The sequence below is a fragment of the Streptococcus mitis genome (assembly GCF_001281025.1).
GTDB lineage: Bacteria > Bacillota > Bacilli > Lactobacillales > Streptococcaceae > Streptococcus > Streptococcus mitis_AK.
Map to the genome: position 1 here is coordinate 262,939 of NZ_CP012646.1, position 17,020 is coordinate 279,958.

Here is a 17,020-nt window from a genome sequence, read left to right on the forward strand (position 1 = left end):
ACCTACTCTCCGTCAAATTCAACGGTTTGGATATCCTCAATACGTTGCAACTTGAATTTTTCTTTCCCCTCTTTATCAACACTACGTAGTTTGACCCATTCCTCATCAACATCCACAACTTCCCATAAAGATGTTCCAAACACTTGTCCAACGATTGTTGGATTTTTCCCAATTAATTCTTGCAATAATCTTGACATTTCTATATTTCCTTTCTCTTTTCGCTCAAGCTTTTTGATTTTATTCTCTAGTTTCTTGATTTTTTTAGAATTATTAGAATAAAAGAAAATCATAAATAGTATAAATACTACCCACATCATAGCTCCTTTCTGCTTTCTATTTCTTAACTTGAATTTATTGTAACACATCTTTTTCTTTTTGACAAGCATATTTGTCAAAAAGTTTACGATTTTTGTCATTTTGCAAAAGAAAAAGGTCAGGAGTGGGTTCCTGACCAGTTTATCTATCATTAAAATCCTAGTTTTTCAAAGATTTCTGAGAAGTTTTGGCTGATTGCCTCAAGTGACACTTGCACTTCTTCTCGGGTTTGGTTGTTCTTGACCGTTACTTGTCCGCTTTCGACTTCGCTCTCTCCTAGGGTGATGAGGATCTTAGCCGCAAAGACATCGGCTGACTTGAATTGAGCTTTGAGCTTACGGTTGAGGTAATCACGCTCTGCTTTGAAACCTTGTTGGCGAAGGGCTTGTACTAGTTCTAGAGCTTTGACATTTGCTCCATCACCCAAGACTGCGATATAGACATCTAGGGCGTTTTCGATAGGGAGGGCCACACCTTGCTTTTCAAGAATGAGAAGCAGGCGCTCTACACCAAGTCCAAAACCAAATCCAGCAGTTTCAGGGCCTCCAAAGTAAGAAACCAAACCATCGTAACGGCCACCCGCACAGACTGTCAGGTCATTGCCCTCAATTTCAGTGATAAACTCGAAAATAGTGTGATTGTAGTAGTCCAGACCACGCACCATATTGGTATCGATGATATAGTCTACTCCAAGATTTTCCAACATCTGACGCACAGCATCAAAATGAGCTTGGCTTTCTTCATCAAGGAAGTCCAAGATAGAAGGCGCATTCTCTACTGCTACCTTGTCTTCTTTTTCCTTAGAGTCCAAGACACGGAGAGGATTTTCCTCCAAACGGCGTTGGCTATCCTTAGACAAGGTCTCCTTGAGCGGTGTCAAATAGTCAATCAAGGCTTGACGGTAGGCCGCACGGCTCTCAGGATTTCCAAGAGTGTTGAGGTGCAATTTGACACCTTGAATACCGATTTCTTTCAAGAAATGGGCTGCCATCGCGATGGTTTCCACATCGGTAGCTGGATTGCTAGATCCAAAACACTCAACACCAATCTGGTGGAACTGGCGCAAACGCCCTGCCTGTGGACGCTCATAGCGGAACATAGGGCCCATGTAGTAGAACTTGCTTGGCTTTTGCACTTCTGGGGCGAAGAGTTTATTTTCCACATAGGAACGAACAACAGGCGCAGTTCCTTCTGGACGGAGGGTGATATGACGGTCACCCTTGTCATAGAAATCGTACATTTCCTTGGTTACGATATCCGTTGTATCTCCGACAGAGCGACTGATGACCTCGTAATGCTCAAAAATAGGCGTACGCACTTCTGCATAGTTATAACGCTTGAAAATCTCACGGGCAAAGCCCTCAACGTACTGCCATTTGGCAGACTCAGCAGGTAAAATATCCTGTGTTCCTTTTGGTTTTTGTAATTTCATAGGGAATCCTCTTTAAACTTAATAGTCTTATTTTACCATAAATAGAGGGATTAAAACAGTAAGAAAAAAATTAGGATTTATACTCAATGAAAATCAAAAAGCAAACTAGGAAGTTAGCCGCAGGTTGCTCAAAACAGTGTTTTGAGGTTGTGGATAGAACTGACGAAGTCAGTAACCATATCTACGGTAAGGCGACGTTGACGTGGTTTGAAGAGATTTTCGAAGAGTATTAGATATCATTTTTGAGATTAAGACCTGTCAAAAGAATAGCTATCAAGGAGAGACCAATAAATAGCATCCAAGTCAACTGTATATTCCATACAGCTATAAGTGAAAAACAGGCTGTTCCCACAGGTATGGATAAGGTAAACAATAGACCTAAAAAATTACTGGTACGAGCTAGAACCTCTGGAGCTAGATTTTTCATGAGCATGGCACTAATCTTTGGTTGAACTTTACCAGACACATACAGAGTTAAAAAGAGAAATAGCAAACCAAGTACGACTTGATTGAATAAATTAGCTAGACCAACTAGACTGAGTCCTACGGTCACCCACATCATCAATCTAGGCAAGGACTGCTTCCCAAAATAATCATTGCCCGTAAGGCTACTGATGATGACTGCTACTAAAGCGCCGACTTGACTGATAAATAACGCCTCTGTGTAAGAAAAATTCAAGAGAGAATGGCTCAACAAGAAGATATTGTAGATGCCTCCTAAGGAACCACCCAAGGCATTGATAAGCAAGACAGCAAAGATCATGAATCCAAAGTTTTTTTGTCCACCTTTAAGAAAAACGAGGCGTAAATTTCGATAAATCGTTAGAAATTGATCTTTGATAGAAAGCTTCTCATTTTTTAGATTTTCACCATCAGCAGATGACATTGACAGGCTCAATTTGCTTTTTCCCAAAAAGAGAATAAAGGCTGATACTAGGAAAAAACAGGCATTGATTCCCGCAACTAGGGAAAAATTGTTGACCGATAGACCTAAGAGCCAGACTCCAAAAGCTTGACCACCAATAGCTGAAATATAGGTGATGAACTGTGAAAAAGAATAAGCCTCCATCAGATCATCTTCAGCTACTTTCTCCTTAATAAGAGGCATGCGCAGGCCACCTGCAAAATCACTGATGACATCACTAATGACATTGATCAAACACAGGCTAGAAAAGGCAAAGAGACTAGCTTGCTGAACAACTAGGGCTGCCAGAAAAAATAAAACTGCCTGAAACAAACCGCTATAAACCATCCATTTGACCTTGTCCCTTGTGTAATCTGCCCGAATCCCTACAAAAACTGTAAAGAGAGTCGGAAGAAGCATGACAATATTCGCCATCGCAACAGCAAACGAGGCTTGTGGCAAGATCGATGCATAGACGATAAAGACCAGGTTGAAAATCGAAGCACCAAAAGCATTGAAGAAACGTGACAAAGTCAAGAGTCGATAAGCTTGATTTCTAAACAATAGTTTCATAGGTAATCTCCCTTCTTGTTCAAATACTTAATGAAAATCAAAGAGCAAACTAGGAAGCTAGCCGAAGGCTGTACTTGAGTACGGCAAGGTGAAGCTGACGTGGTTTGAATTTGATTTTCGAAGAGTATAAGTTTTATGTGAAGTATGACTATAGTATAGCACTTAGAAATTTTAGAGGAAGAACTTTTGAATATATGCAACAAATGAAATGATCAAAAAGAATCGAGAGAACTTCTCCAGTGGCACGAGAGAGCCCAACAGTTCTATCGCTTCAAATTTCAAATTATTTTCTTAGTTTGCAGATATTCAACAATCGATCGTTTTTCTATAGTATTCAGCAGATTTATTACAGCCAAGCATCTCAAAAATACGGACAGCATCTTCCATCTTTTTCTGACCTTCCTTGACTCTGCCTTGCTTGCTATCAAGGAGACCTTCCGCCCACAAATAGACAATTCGGAAATAGGTTTCATTTTCATTGTAGAAATGCTCTTCGATAACACGTTTAAAATAATAGGCATTGGTAAATTCTTCACATTCAATACTAGCTAAAAAGCCATTCAATAGTATAGTGTGAAAAAGGTTTCGATTGCCAGACATTTCCATTAGAAAATCAGATTTTCGTACCATCTCTCTAACATACCTAGTGAAAAGAGAAACAGATAGAAATGGTGAACTGACTGAAAATAAATTGAGTTCATAGATTCCCCAGATTTCGGTAGAAAACAAATAATCATGAAGGACTTTCCCCTCCTCTGCCGTTAACTCTACCCTTTCGTCCATGCTCTTCATATAAGACTTGATAAGAATGGCATTTAGAATATGTTTCTGTTTGTTTTGAGAATGGGCATGCTTTTGATACTCCTTGCGATACAAGTCTTCAAGAGGTGCTATATTCTTTGGATCCAAGACATCTATGATTTCTTTTCTCAACTTAGAATCCGTATCATACTGAAAACCTCTCGCCAGAAAGAGGATTTCCTCCACACTGGCAGATATATTTCCCAGAGCAAATAGAAACTTTTCCACCGAAAGTTCACTCTGACCAGTTTCAAAGCGGGATAACATGGACGGCGAAAATTGTCCCCCAGTTGCTTGTCTCAGCGAGATATGTCTTGACTCTCGTAGTTGTCTAAAGACTTTTCCAATCTGCTCCATAAACTTCCCCTTGATTCCCTATTTTCTTTATATTATCATATTTTTTCAGAAAAATCATCAAAAACTTGCCAAATTGTCAGAATTATGAGAAAATAGAGGATATTTATCACGTGGAGGGACTGTAATGAGAGAGGATATCAAAATCAATGACCGCGCTTTGGCCTTACAAGACCAAATTATCGAAAAACTAGAGAAGGTTTTTGACACAGATGTGGAATTGGATGTTTACAATCTAGGGTTGATTTATGAAATCAATCTGGACGAAACAGGCCTCTGCAAGATTGTCATGACCTTCACCGATACTGCCTGCGATTGCGCCGAAAGCCTGCCTATCGAAATCGTGGCAGGTCTGAAACAAATCGAGGGTATCGAAGATGTCAAGGTTGAAGTTACTTGGTCGCCTGCTTGGAAAATCACACGAATCAGTCGCTACGGCCGCATTGCCCTTGGACTACCACCTCGTTAATACTCTTCAAAAATCTCTTCAAACCACGTCAGCGTCGGCTTGTCGTAGGTATATGTTACTGACTTCGTCAGTTCTATCTGCAACCTCAAAACGGTGTTTTGAGCTGACTTCGTCAGTTCTATCCACAACCTCAAAGCAGTGCTTTGAGCAACCTGCGCCTAGCTTTCTAGTTTGCTCTTTGATTTTTATTGAGTATAAGCAGGCAAATCACTTTTGAAGATGAAAAAAAGCAAGCCGAAGTTGGCTTGCTTTTTGAGTTTATTTTTTACCTGACTTGTCCATATTCCAGAAGTCTGTCACGGCTCCACGTGAAGCAGATGATACGATATGAGCGTATTTACCGAGGACACCACGACTGTAAAGTGGTGGCAAGGTTGTTTCTGCCTTACGTTTTTCAAGTTCTTCTTCGGATACGGCCATGGAAATTTCTTTGGTATCTTGATCAACTGTAACGATATCGCCTGTACGAAGGTAGGCAATTGGTCCACCATCCTGAGCTTCAGGAGCGATATGTCCAACAACCAGACCATAAGTACCACCAGAGAAACGTCCGTCCGTCAAGAGGGCAACCTTGTCTCCTTGACCTTTACCGACAATCATGGATGAAAGTGACAGCATCTCAGGCATACCAGGACCACCCTTAGGTCCAACGAAACGAACAACGACTACATCGCCATCGACGATTTCATCTGTCAGAACGGCCTGAATAGCATCTTCTTCTGAGTCAAAGACCTTAGCTGGTCCAACGTGACGACGAACTTTCACACCTGATACCTTGGCAACTGCACCGTCAGGGGCAAGGTTCCCGTTCAAGATGATAAGCGGACCATCTGCACGTTTTGGATTTTCAAGTGGCATGATAACTTTTTGACCTGGTGTGAGGTCTGCAAAGTCAGACAAGTTCTCAGCAACTGTCTTACCAGTACATGTAATGCGGTCCCCGTGAAGGAAACCATTCGCCAAGAGGTACTTCATAACCGCAGGCACACCACCGACTTCGTAGAGGTCTTGGAAGACATACTGACCAGATGGTTTTAAGTCTGCCAAGTGAGGAACGCGTTCTTGGATTGTATTGAAGTCCTCAAGTGACAAGTCAACATTGGCAGCATGGGCAATAGCAAGCAAGTGAAGAGTGGCGTTTGTAGAACCACCGAGAGCCATAGTTACAGTAATGGCATCTTCAAAGGCTTCACGAGTCAAGATATCTGATGGCTTGAGACCAAGCTCCAACATCTTAACAACAGCACGTCCTGCTGCTTCGATATCTTCTTTCTTATCAGCTGATTCAGCTGGGTGAGATGATGACCCTGGCAAACTCATACCGAGAACTTCGATAGCAGTCGCCATGGTATTAGCAGTATACATACCACCACAGCCACCAGGGCCAGGGCAGGCATTACATTCAAGACGTTTCACGTCCTCAGCCGTCATATCACCGTGGTTCCATTTTCCGATACCTTCAAACACAGAAACCAAATCGATGTCTTTGCCATCAAGATTTCCAGGTGCAATAGTTCCACCATAGGCGAAAATAGCTGGAATATCCATATTAGCAATGGCAATCATAGAACCAGGCATGTTCTTGTCACAGCCACCGATAGCGACGAAGGCATCGACGTTATGACCACCCATAGCCGCTTCGATTGAGTCCGCAATGATATCACGAGATGTCAAAGAGAAACGCATACCAGGCGTTCCCATGGCAATCCCATCCGCTACCGTGATAGTCCCAAATTGCACAGGCCAAGCACCTGCTGATTTGACACCTTCTTTAGCCAATTTCCCAAAATCATGCAAGTGAATGTTACATGGTGTATTTTCCGCCCAAGTCGAAATAACCCCAACAATCGGTGTTTCAAAGTCCTTATCTGTCATACCAGTCGCACGAAGCATGGCACGGTTTGGTGATTTAACCATGCTGTCATAAATGCTACTGCGGTGACGTTTATCTAATTCAGTCATTTGTTCCCTCCCATTTCAGTTTTTACTATTATAGCACATTTTAAAAGCAATGAACAGAAGAAAATTCTTGAATTTTCAGAAAATTTCGATTAATTTGGTTGAATGACTTCTAATTTTTTCATCTTTTTTTGTCAAGTAACTTTACTTTACAAAAAAAATGTGTTATTCTAGTATGGTTGATGAAAATCAGTAGATTGAATCGAATATAAATACCTAAAGGAGAATTCAAAATGGCAGTACCTGCACGTCGCACTTCAAAAGCGAAGAAAAACAAACGTCGCACACACTACAAAGTAACAGCTCCATCTGTAAACTTTGACGAAACTACTGGAGATTACTCACGTTCTCACCGTGTATCACTTAAAGGATACTACAAAGGACGTAAAATCGCTAAAGCTACATCAGCTGAATAATAGAAGGGAGATACCATGCGCGTAAATATTACACTTGAACACAAAGAATCTGGTGAACGCTTGTACCTTACTTCTAAAAACAAACGTAACACTCCAGACCGTCTTCAATTGAAGAAATACTCACCAAAACTTCGCAAACACGTTGTGTTTACAGAAGTTAAATAAGCACACCTAACTCAAAACGCCTTACTGGGCGTTTTTTGCTTTATTAGTTAGCAATCTATAGCTTTTCAGGAGAGATTTATGGCATTTTATCTTTGGATGTTTCCTCTACTTTTTATCTTTCACGATATGGAAGAAATTATCGGTCTTGTCCCTTGGATCCGTCTCAACGAAACCTTGCTGGCTAAAAAGGCTCCTGCTATTCTCAAGATTCACAAAGGAATTACAACAGAGGGATTTGCCCTTGCTGTTTTTGAGGAGTTTATTCTTGTCTTATCCATCACTTTATTAGCGTATTTTACTCAATCTAGAGCGCTCGAATTAGTTTGGTTAGGAGGATTTGTGGCCTTTGCACTTCATCTCTTGCTCCATATTGGACAATCAATCCTTCTTCGCAAGTATATCCCTGCTCTGATTACTTCTACCATTTGTTTTCCTATCAGTGCTTATTTGATTACAGGCATCGTGCATTTATGGCGAGTTTCGGCTAGCGAATTTTTCCTATTTTCACTGGTCGGTTCAGGCATCGTCGTCATCAATCTCCTTTTTGCTCTCTGGCTTGGGAAAAAGTATTCCACCTGGCTTGTCCATAAAAACGAATAAAATCCCCTGCAAATCTACATTACAGAGGATTTATTTTTATTCTTGTACTTCTTTCTGAGCAGCCTTGCCTTGGTCTAGAAGGGCTTGGACGATTTTCTCATCGCGTAGTTTGACAGAATCGTTGATCATTTCCGCGGACTTGACGATGGTGGTTTCTAGTTGGGCACGTTTTGGGTGCTCCAATTCAATGGCAGCAACGATACCTTGGTTTTGTGTGACGCTATCAAAACAAAATCTTGAAAAATCGGGGGAGTTGTATTAGAATGAACTTACAATGTGAGTAAAGTTACAGCATATGTAACTAAAAAAGCCCCACCGTGCCACCGATGGGGTTTTTTGCTACCCTCTAAAAGGGTTAACCATTACTTCTTACGTTTCTTAAGCCATAACTTGAAATGCTCAGATAAAACGTTAATAAGTAAAGGAGCTAGAAACACTGTGAGTAAAGTTTCTAACATATGTAACACCTCCCTTCCTTGAATCGAGGGGGCCAAAACATTATATCATCAACATCTCTTAATTCTTGACATAGATAGACTTAGATCCACAAATAACCTTACTAGCAAATTTCTAAACAAACCCAGAAATCAACATTTTAAGACAAAGCAAAAAGCCCACTATTTTGGGCTTTTTGTAAGATATTTCTGATGAGAGATACCTATTTAAACTCTAAAAATCAGACTTATTATTTGCTAATTCTCAAACGATATACCAATTAAGCTTCTTCATCTTCTTTACGACGACGGCCTGCAAGACCAAGACCAAGTAATGCACTTGCTGTAGCTGCTACCATAGCTACAGTAGAATCTGCTGTACCTGTATTTGGCAATTCTTTAGCCACTGTGCGTGTATTTGTTTGTGCTGATGCTGTTTGACTAGCATTTGCTGATTGAGCGGTAGCTGGAGCTACAGCTGATGTTTGAGTAGCTTGGTCATTAGCTGGCGTTGCATGATTAGTCGATGAAGCAACTTTCGCCATGAAGTCTTCGATACGTTTCACCATTGCATCCACTTCTGCTTGACTTGCTTTTGCATTTGCAAATACTGCTTTAACTTCTGCTAATAATGCAGTCGCTTCTTGTGCAGTTTCTGCATCAAGCTTAGCTGACTCTTGGATGATTAGTTCATCTAATTGACGAATAGCGCCTTCTAACTTCGCTTTATCCACTGTCGCTTCAGTGTTAGTAGATCCGTTATTTCTACCATAATCTGGAAGAGCAGTTTCTGGTTTAGAATCCCCATTTTGTGAAGCAACAACTCTAACCGGTACCTTTACAGTTACTTCTGTTCCATCTGGTAATCTTAACATTACTTTAGCAAACTTATCACCTAATGTATTTGTATCAGGTAAGTCTATACTAATCACTGTAACATTCTCTGGTAAGCTTAGTTTAGTAATGATATCAGCTTGAGTAATGGCTTTCCCACGTTCAACTTTTACAACTCCAGTAATAGATGCTTGGATGTATGCTTCAAGGTCGAAAGTTGGGCGATCATAAACTAATGATTCTAAATCTAACTGATATAAGAAAGTACGTAAAGCTTTATCAAGTTCAGCTTTTGTTGTTGCTTTATCAATGGCATTTAATGCTGCTTGTTTTAAGCGTTCAACTTCAGCAATTGCTTTTGCTTTTTCTTCAGCTGATAAGTTTGGATTTGCTTTAATACTTGCAATTTTTTCAGCTGCAGCAGCTTCTACCGCTGCTTTGGCTTCATTTACAGCTTCTTTGCCAATTGAATTCACTGCTTTAATTGCTGCTTCACCTTTTGCTTGTGCAGCATTTATAGCTTCTTGCGTTGCTGCTTTTTGGATGGCTTCTACTGCTTCGATAGCGGCTTTTGCTACCTCTGCTTTGGCTGCAGCTTTTTCCTCAGCTGATAAACCAGTAGCCTTAGCAATTTCTGCTAACTTGGCATCTCTTGTCGCTTTGATTGCTTCCAAGGCTTTTTCTTTGCCAACTGGATTTACTGATTTGATCGCTGTTTCGCCTTTTGTTTGTGCAGCATTTACAGCTTCTTGCGTTTCTGCCTTTTGGATGGCTTCTACTGCTTCAATTGCTACCTTAGCTACCTCTGCTTTGGCTGCGGCTTTTTCGTCAGCTGATAATTTATCATTCTTATCGATTTCTGCAATTTTTTCTTCTGCTACTTTTTGAATCGCATCTAATGCTTTTTCTTTGCCAACTGGATTTACTGATTTGATCGCTGTTTCGCCTTTTGTTTTAGCTGCTTCTACTGCGTCTTGTGTATCTGCCTTTTGGATAGCTTCTACTGCTTCGATTGCTGCCTTAGCTACCTCTGCTTTGGCTGCGGCTTTTTCGTCAGCTGATAATTTATCATTCTTATCGATTTCTGCAATTTTTTCTTCTGCTGCTTTTTGAATCGCATCTAATGCTTTTTCTTTTCCAACTGGATTCACTGCTTTAATCGCTGCTTCACCTTTTGCTTTTGCTGCGTCCACTGCGTCTTGTGTATCTGCTTTTTGGATGGCTTCTACTGCTTCGATTGCGGCTTTGGCTACTTCTGCTTTGGCTGCAGCTTTTTCTTCATCGGATAACTTAGTATTATTATCGATTTCTTGTTCTTTTGCTGCTTTTTCAGCACTAATAGCTGTAATTGCTGCTTCTTTTTCGATAGCTAGTTTTCCATTTTCTTTTGCAGAGTTGATACCCTCTTCAGTTGTTGCATTATCAATAGCATCTGTTGCATCTGTTGCTTCTTTAGCTACTTTTGCTTTTTCGTCTGCCTTTTGTTCTGGCGTTAAGCTTGTACTAGCTTCAATAGCATCCGTCGCTTTTTTAGCAGCATCTGCAATTTCTTTTTTAGCAGCATCTCTATCAAGATCTTTCAATGATTCTGCTGCTTTATCTAAAGCTGTTTTCGCTGCATCCACTTTTGCTTGAGCAGCTTTAACTTCTTCTTTTGTTGCATTATTGCCTTTTGCTAAAACTTTGTCTGCTTCTGCTTTTGCCTCTTCTAATTGAGCTTTTAATTTTTCAAATTCTGCTTCATATGCTTTAATACTATCTGCTGTTTTACCAGTTGTATCAGCTTTTTTCAATGCATCAGAGTCTGTTTTTAATTTTGTTTTTTCTTCTGTAGTTGCAGCTTCTACAAGAAGATTTTTAGCAGTTTCTAATTCCGTTTTCACTGCATCTACTTTTGCTTGAGCGACTTTAACTTCCTCTTTTGTTGCATTATTGCCTTTTGCTAAAACTTTGTCTGCTTCCGCTTTTGCTGCTTCTAATTGTGCTTTTAATTCTTCATATTTTCTTTCATAAGCTGCGATACTATCTGGTGTTTTACCTGTTTCATCAGCTTTTGTTAATAGATCTGCATCTTCTTTTAATTTAGCTTTTTCTTCTGCTGTTGCTGCTTCAATTAAACCATCTTTAGCTTGTTGTAAAGCTGTTTTTTTCTCGTTTACTTTGTTTAAAGCTGCTGTCACTTGTTCTGGTGTTGCGTTTTCGTCAGCAATTACTGTTTCTGCTTCTTTAATCGCTTCTTGTGCAGCTGTTTTCGCATCGTTATAGGCTTTTGCACTATCTGCAGTTTTTCCTGTTGTTGGATCTGTTTCTGTTGTTAAAGTGCTTAACGCTTCTTTTGCTTGTGTTAACTCTGTTTTATCAGCTTTATTAACTAATAATTCTGCGGCTTTTGTTAATTCCGCTTTTGCTGCATCTACTTTCGCTTGAGCTGCTTTTGCTTCTGCTTTAGATGCATTATTTTCTTTTACTAACACTGCGGCAGCTTCTGTTTTTGCTGCTTCTAATTGTGCTTTTATCGCTTCATATTTTGTATTGTAAGCTTCAATGCTTTTTGGCGTTTTACCTGTAGTATCAGCTTTTACTAATGAATCTGCATCTTCTTTTAATTTAGCTTTTTCTTCTGCTGTTGCTGCTTCGATTAAGCCATCTTTAGCTTGTTGTAAAGCTGTTTTTTTGGCATTTACTTTCTCTAAAGCTGCAGATACTTGTTCTGGTGTTGCATTTTCATCATTAATAACTGTTAAAGCTGCTGCTATTTCAGTTTTTGCTGCTTCTTTTGCAGCATTATATGCTTTTGCAGTATCAGTTGTTTTTCCAGGTGTTGGATCTTCATTCACTAAGGCATCTAATTCAGCTTTTGAATTCGTTAATCCTGTTTTATCAGTTTTCAAACCTGATTGTTTAGCTAACAAATCTTGTAAAGCTTGCTTGAAATTAGGTGTTCTAGCAGCAGGATTTGCTAATAGTGTTTTAACTTTTTCTAATTCTGCTTCATAGTCTTGAATGGTTTGAGAAGTTTTACCATTTTTATCTGCTGATTCTGTAGCTTTTAATTTATCATAAATTCTTTGTAAAAGATTTCTTGCTACATTACTTGTATCTTGCGCAATTGAGAAGTCAGCTCCTGTAACAGGCACTGAATATTTATCATCCCAAGCTTGATAACTCATCCCTGTTTTATCTTGGTCTGCTAAACTTACTCTAACCTTGTAATGGTCTGCACCTTGAGGTAATGCAATAGGCTTACTCGTAAATGTTCCAGCAGTTCCATTTGGTTTATTCCCAGGTTGTGCCATTAATTTTTCAGCTTCCCTTTTACCAATGAAATTCTTACGTACAGTATGATCAACACCTGAATCTATTGTAGTCGAATTACTACTATCTGAAATTTTAATTTTTGCTCTATTCGTTCCATCTTTAGCTGCTGTTACAATCTGTTTAGCATCATTTATATTTTTAGAAGGATCAAAAGTCGTCTCATAAATCTTTGTTTCTGTAGTACCTTCGATACTATACACTTCTACTTTATATCTAGCTTTTTTACCTTCACTATCTCCAACATAACCAGGTTTAAACTTAACAATTACATCTGAACCTTCTTTAGTAGAATAGGCTGTAAATGTTTTTTCAATCCCTTTATATCTCGCAAGATTTTTTGTAATTCCTCCACCTTCACCAGTTGGTTTATAAACGCTATTATCATAAACAACTTCATCTCTATTGCTTCTAGTTCTACTCTTTGATAATAATAAAGTATACTCAGTATCTCTATCAAATGCTTGTTCTTGCAACCAAACAGTATCGTCTAGTGTTGAATTGATAGTCTCAAGAGGGTATACACCTTCTTCGGTTCTTCTAGCAATAGCGAATACTCCTCCATCTACTGCTGTCCATCCTCCGAACTCAGTAATTTCTTTTACAGTACCTTTTGCTACTTCCTTACTATCACCTAAACTATCCATATTTTGTGAAAGTTTTGAATTATTTTCAACTGTAGGATCTAATGCTAATAATGCTTTAACTAAAGTATTTAAATCTGCATCTGCTGTAGGCGCTGTATAAGTTTGGTTCGCAGCAGGATCTGTATCCGTTGTAGCCGCATCTGTACGGAAAGCATTTGCTTTATTAATTTCTTTTCCATTACGTTCATCTCTAGAACCTGAGTTTGCAATCGAGTTAGATTCTGAAGATTTCTCAGTATTTGTTGCTACTTTACTTACAGTAGCTTTACCATTTGTTGTATCTACAGCTGGTGCTTCTTTTTTCTCTTCTGGTTTTGTTTTTAGCTGTGTAGTTACTGTAACAAGCTTATTATAGGCTCTAGTTAACTCTTCTTGTGTTTTTGCATTGTTTAATACAGACTTAGCTTCATCTAAGGCTGTTTTTAATTGATTCACACTATCTTCTGTTTTACTAGCGTATATGCCTTTAGCAAACTTTCCTTCAATTTCTTCAATCAAGTTTGTTAAAGCTTCCTTGTTCAGAGTCTCTGCTTCAGATGGAAGGTTTAGAATTTCCTTTCCGCTAGTATCCGGAGTCACACTTAGCTCTGCCGCAGCTACTGCCCCATTTCCTAAAAACATAAACAAGGCAGCCACTGCTACACTAGCTGCACCAAAGCTGACCTTACGAATAGAATAACGCGTCACCTTCTCACGATGCAAACGCTCAACACGACTCATAGATTTCTTCTTTCCCATCTATAGAAACTCCTTTTTCCTTCATCTTCTAAGAATATTGTGTACAAGATAAGGGATACTATAATTTTAATGATACTACTCAGAATAAAATATCCCAGCCTATATTATAGTACTTTTATTCAATATTGACAAGAAGCTAGGTTGACAAAATTAATAAATATTCCTTCGATAATAAATCTAGGCTTAAAAGTCAAGAATATAAAACATTCAAGAAATAATATAGTAGATTGAAATAAGATATAGACAAATCGATTATAAAGGGAAGATAATACTTCTAGCATATTAACACTAGACTACTTTAAGTTAAGAGAGCAAAAGCATTAGATTACACCGAATTCATATCATCAACGCTACTTCATTTCTTTATAAAGGGGGGACAAAAATGATGACAAACCCAGAAATCAACATTTTAAGACAAAGCAAAAAGCCCACTGTTGTAGGCTTTCTGTAAGATATTTCTTAAAATTAAAGCATTTTGTTGTAGAATTCAACGACAAGTGCTTCGTTGATTTCTGGGTTGATTTCGTCGCGTTCTGGCAGGCGAGTCAATGAACCTTCCAATTTTTCAGCGTCGAATGATACGAATGCTGGACGTCCAAGAGTAGCTTCTACTGCTTCAAGGATAGCTGGAACTTTCAATGATTTTTCACGAACTGAGATCACTTGACCTGGAGTTACACGGTATGATGGGATATCAACGCGTTTTCCGTCAACAAGGATGTGACCGTGGTTTACGAATTGACGAGCTTGACGACGAGTAGTCGCAAGACCAAGACGGTAAACAACGTTATCCAAACGACGTTCCAAAAGAAGCATGAAGTTGAAACCTAGGATTCCGCCTTTGATTTTTGTAGCTTGTACGAACAAGTTACGGAATTGTTTTTCACCTACACCGTAAGTGAAACGAAGTTTTTGTTTTTCAGCCAATTGCAAACCGTATTCTGACAATTTCGAACGGTTGTTTGGTCCGTGTTGTCCTGGTACGTAGTTACGACGTGCCAATTCTTTACCTGTACCTGTAAGTGAAAGGCCAAGGCGACGAGCTTGTTTCCAAGATGGTCCTGTATAACGTGACATGTGAATGTCCTCCTGATATAAATAATATTTCGGTGGAAATAGTCACTTAGAAAGCCCTGATTCGTGCAGATGCCCTTCGCCTAAACAGCCAAGGTTACTTATCATAAGACACCTGTTGACGAGCTTCATGCTTTCCTGCTGATATTTCGCACAAAATCCATTCTACCATGAATGGCTAGATTTGTAAAGGGGTTTTAAGCTTTATTTTCACTGCCAGAGAGATTGAGAAGGAGGGTAAAGGTGCTTCCTAGGCCGTACTGGCTACTGACTGTAATTTCCCCACCCAATTGATGGACCAATTCACGCGCAATCGCAAGTCCTAAGCCATGACCACCTGTCTTCATATTACGCGAAGTTTCTACACGATAAAGGCGTTTGAAAATATTCTCCAAATCCTCTGGGGCAATCCCCTGTCCTTCATCGGTCACACTGATTGAAAGCTGGTTATTTTCCAGCTTAGCTACCACTTCCAACTTAGTTCCAGGAGCTGAGTATTTAAAAGCATTATTGACCAGATTCACCAAGATACGAGAAAGTTTAGCATAATCCCCCTCAATCCGAGCAGACTCTGGGATTACCTGCAAATGGACATCTCGCTCCTCCTGCTCAATCAAGAACTGAAATTCACTCATGCACTCAATCAAGAGCTGATCCAGAAAAATACTGTCCTTGCTGGCAGTTTCCACCTGATTTCTAGCTGTGTTTAGGGTCAAAAAATTCAACTCTTCAACCAGTTTATTGAGTCTTTCCGTCTGACGTCCAATAGTTGCTAGATAATGAGCTTGCTCTCCTTCCTTGATAACTCCGTCCAAAATCCCTTCTACCGTCGCTTGAATCGAAGTAATGGGAGTCTTGATATCATGCGATAGCTGGGCAATCATCAAGCCCTTTTCTCGTTCGCTTTCTTCCAAGGAATCAAATGTCGCCTGCAAATCATGGGACATTTCATTAAAAGCTTGGCCTAATTGCTGAAATTCTACAGGGCCTTGAACCTCCAGATTTGAGGGGAAGTCCTTGTCTGCTACCCGCTTGGCATGTTCCTTAAGTTTAGCCAATGATGTAAAGACTGGCGACAGAAGAAAGAGACTAATCCCAGCACCAACAAAACTAGCCACGAAAGTCATACCCACTAGGAAATAAATCTCTCTTTCTTCAATTAGCATTCGCTGGATAGCCCAAAAAACCACGATAATCGTTAGGAGTGTTGAAATGACATACCCCACTAAAATATAACTTTTTAATTTCATTGACTACCTCGTGCTTTCTCAATTTTGTAGCCCAAACCCCAGACAGTTTTTATAGTAGGCGTTTCTGCGCTGGCATGTTTAGCCAACTCCTGTCGCAGAGCATGAATATGAACATTCAAGGTATTGGTATCATCTACATAGTCTTCCTGCCAGACCTTTTCATAGAGGTCTGTCTTAGAGAAAACGCGCTCTGGATTGCTGGCTAAAAGCCATAGAAGTTCGAAGGATTTGACTGTCAAATCAAGCGCCACATCTCCGACTTGAACCTCATGACTACCGTGATTCATCCGTAAATCCCCGAGACTGACGACCTCTGTCTCACCTCCACGATGAAGGCGACGCAAGATATTGTGGACACGCAAAACCAGCTCACGAGGGCTAAAGGGCTTGGCAATAAAGTCATCTGCCCCTAAGCTCAGGCCATAAATCTTATCCTGCTCACTGGTCTTAGCCGTGATAAAGAGAAAAGGCTGATCTGGAGATTGATACTGAACCTCACTAATCAAATCATAACCATCCATCCGAGGCATCATGATATCTGTAATAATCAAATCAATTGGTTTTCGCTGGAAGATTTCTAAAGCCTCTACCCCATCATGGGCCACCAAAACCTGATATCCTGCCTGAACCAGATAGCGTTGATGAATATCTGTGATTTCTACCTCGTCGTCAACGAGTAAAATTGTCTTTCCCATCTGTCTCTCCTTTGAAAAAAACAGTGCTATACCACAATAGTATAA

At 39.8% G+C, this 17,020-nt stretch carries 13 protein-coding genes and 1 pseudogene; 4 read left to right on the forward strand and 10 right to left on the reverse strand.

All coding sequences use genetic code 11. The annotated features are described in order from the left end of the window. Positions 1-2 precede the first annotated feature (2 nt). The 4 genes from RN80_RS01470 to RN80_RS01490 all read right to left on the reverse strand — a co-directional run bounded on the left by RN80_RS01470 (position 3) and on the right by RN80_RS01490 (position 4,382). Positions 3-467, reverse strand: coding sequence for a hypothetical protein (locus RN80_RS01470; protein ID WP_060627255.1), 465 nt, complete (start codon positions 465-467; stop codon positions 3-5). Further along, positions 467-1,747, reverse strand: a complete 1,281-nt coding sequence (hisS, locus tag RN80_RS01475) for a histidine--tRNA ligase (RefSeq protein WP_060627256.1) — start codon at positions 1,745-1,747, stop codon at positions 467-469. Before hisS ends, RN80_RS01470 begins: the two co-directional genes overlap by 1 nt. A 229-nt stretch (positions 1,748-1,976) precedes the next feature. Next, on the reverse strand, positions 1,977-3,224 hold the full coding sequence (locus tag RN80_RS01485; RefSeq protein WP_060627257.1) for an MFS transporter: 1,248 nt from the start codon (positions 3,222-3,224) through the stop codon (positions 1,977-1,979). A 306-nt stretch (positions 3,225-3,530) separates the two neighbouring features. After that, complete coding sequence (locus RN80_RS01490) at positions 3,531-4,382, reverse strand: helix-turn-helix domain-containing protein (protein ID WP_060627258.1); 852 nt, start codon at positions 4,380-4,382, stop codon at positions 3,531-3,533. 124 nt (positions 4,383-4,506) lie between these two features. On the opposite strand from RN80_RS01490, the gene RN80_RS01495 reads away from it, so the two are divergent. After that, positions 4,507-4,848 carry a metal-sulfur cluster assembly factor gene (locus RN80_RS01495; protein ID WP_001206380.1) on the forward strand — a complete coding sequence of 114 codons (342 nt, stop codon included), beginning with the start codon at positions 4,507-4,509 and terminating at the stop codon, positions 4,846-4,848. Between the two features lie 258 nt (positions 4,849-5,106). On the opposite strand, the gene ilvD is transcribed toward RN80_RS01495, so the two are convergent. Next, positions 5,107-6,810, reverse strand: coding sequence for a dihydroxy-acid dehydratase (gene ilvD, locus RN80_RS01500; protein ID WP_060627259.1), 1,704 nt, complete (start codon positions 6,808-6,810; stop codon positions 5,107-5,109). 230 nt (positions 6,811-7,040) lie between these two features. On the opposite strand from ilvD, the gene rpmF reads away from it, so the two are divergent. The 3 genes from rpmF to RN80_RS01515 all read left to right on the forward strand — a co-directional run bounded on the left by rpmF (position 7,041) and on the right by RN80_RS01515 (position 7,988). Continuing rightward, positions 7,041-7,223 (forward strand): 50S ribosomal protein L32, encoded by a 183-nt coding sequence (gene rpmF / locus RN80_RS01505; protein ID WP_045618073.1) that lies wholly within the window; start codon positions 7,041-7,043, stop codon positions 7,221-7,223. 15 nt (positions 7,224-7,238) lie between these two features. Next, on the forward strand, positions 7,239-7,388 hold the full coding sequence (rpmG, locus tag RN80_RS01510) for a 50S ribosomal protein L33 (RefSeq protein ID WP_001265622.1): 150 nt from the start codon (positions 7,239-7,241) through the stop codon (positions 7,386-7,388). Positions 7,389-7,466: 78 nt separating this feature from the next. Beyond that, entirely contained in the window at positions 7,467-7,988 is a 522-nt protein-coding gene (locus RN80_RS01515) for an HXXEE domain-containing protein (protein ID WP_060627260.1), read from the forward strand. A 36-nt stretch (positions 7,989-8,024) separates the two neighbouring features. Here RN80_RS01515 and RN80_RS09515 read toward each other — a convergent pair. The 5 genes and pseudogenes from RN80_RS09515 to RN80_RS01535 all read right to left on the reverse strand — a co-directional run. Further along, positions 8,025-8,207 (reverse strand): annotated as a pseudogene (locus RN80_RS09515) (toxic anion resistance protein); the annotation flags it as partial. A 496-nt stretch (positions 8,208-8,703) separates the two neighbouring features. Next, entirely contained in the window at positions 8,704-13,956 is a 5,253-nt protein-coding gene (locus RN80_RS01520; protein WP_080998470.1) for a DUF1542 domain-containing protein, read from the reverse strand. Positions 13,957-14,421: 465 nt separating this feature from the next. Beyond that, positions 14,422-15,033 (reverse strand): 30S ribosomal protein S4, encoded by a 612-nt coding sequence (gene rpsD, locus RN80_RS01525; protein WP_000092756.1) that lies wholly within the window; start codon positions 15,031-15,033, stop codon positions 14,422-14,424. Positions 15,034-15,227: 194 nt separating this feature from the next. Continuing rightward, complete coding sequence (locus RN80_RS01530; RefSeq protein ID WP_060627261.1) at positions 15,228-16,280, reverse strand: sensor histidine kinase; 1,053 nt, start codon at positions 16,278-16,280, stop codon at positions 15,228-15,230. Further along, positions 16,277-16,975, reverse strand: a complete 699-nt coding sequence (locus RN80_RS01535) for a response regulator transcription factor (RefSeq protein ID WP_060627262.1) — start codon at positions 16,973-16,975, stop codon at positions 16,277-16,279. The genes RN80_RS01530 and RN80_RS01535 overlap by 4 nt, the downstream gene beginning before the upstream one ends. Positions 16,976-17,020: the final 45 nt, after the last annotated feature.

Coding starts and splice junctions, on each gene's coding strand:
- RN80_RS01470 (WP_060627255.1), bottom strand. CDS start 467: ATGATAGATAAACTGGTCAGGAACCCACTCCTGACCTTTTTCTTTTGC.
- hisS (WP_060627256.1), bottom strand. CDS start 1,747: ATGAAATTACAAAAACCAAAAGGAACACAGGATATTTTACCTGCTGAG.
- RN80_RS01485 (WP_060627257.1), bottom strand. CDS start 3,224: ATGAAACTATTGTTTAGAAATCAAGCTTATCGACTCTTGACTTTGTCA.
- RN80_RS01490 (WP_060627258.1), bottom strand. CDS start 4,382: ATGGAGCAGATTGGAAAAGTCTTTAGACAACTACGAGAGTCAAGACAT.
- RN80_RS01495 (WP_001206380.1), top strand. CDS start 4,507: ATGAGAGAGGATATCAAAATCAATGACCGCGCTTTGGCCTTACAAGAC.
- ilvD (WP_060627259.1), bottom strand. CDS start 6,810: ATGACTGAATTAGATAAACGTCACCGCAGTAGCATTTATGACAGCATG.
- rpmF (WP_045618073.1), top strand. CDS start 7,041: ATGGCAGTACCTGCACGTCGCACTTCAAAAGCGAAGAAAAACAAACGT.
- rpmG (WP_001265622.1), top strand. CDS start 7,239: ATGCGCGTAAATATTACACTTGAACACAAAGAATCTGGTGAACGCTTG.
- RN80_RS01515 (WP_060627260.1), top strand. CDS start 7,467: ATGGCATTTTATCTTTGGATGTTTCCTCTACTTTTTATCTTTCACGAT.
- RN80_RS01520 (WP_080998470.1), bottom strand. CDS start 13,956: ATGGGAAAGAAGAAATCTATGAGTCGTGTTGAGCGTTTGCATCGTGAG.
- rpsD (WP_000092756.1), bottom strand. CDS start 15,033: ATGTCACGTTATACAGGACCATCTTGGAAACAAGCTCGTCGCCTTGGC.
- RN80_RS01530 (WP_060627261.1), bottom strand. CDS start 16,280: ATGAAATTAAAAAGTTATATTTTAGTGGGGTATGTCATTTCAACACTC.
- RN80_RS01535 (WP_060627262.1), bottom strand. CDS start 16,975: ATGGGAAAGACAATTTTACTCGTTGACGACGAGGTAGAAATCACAGAT.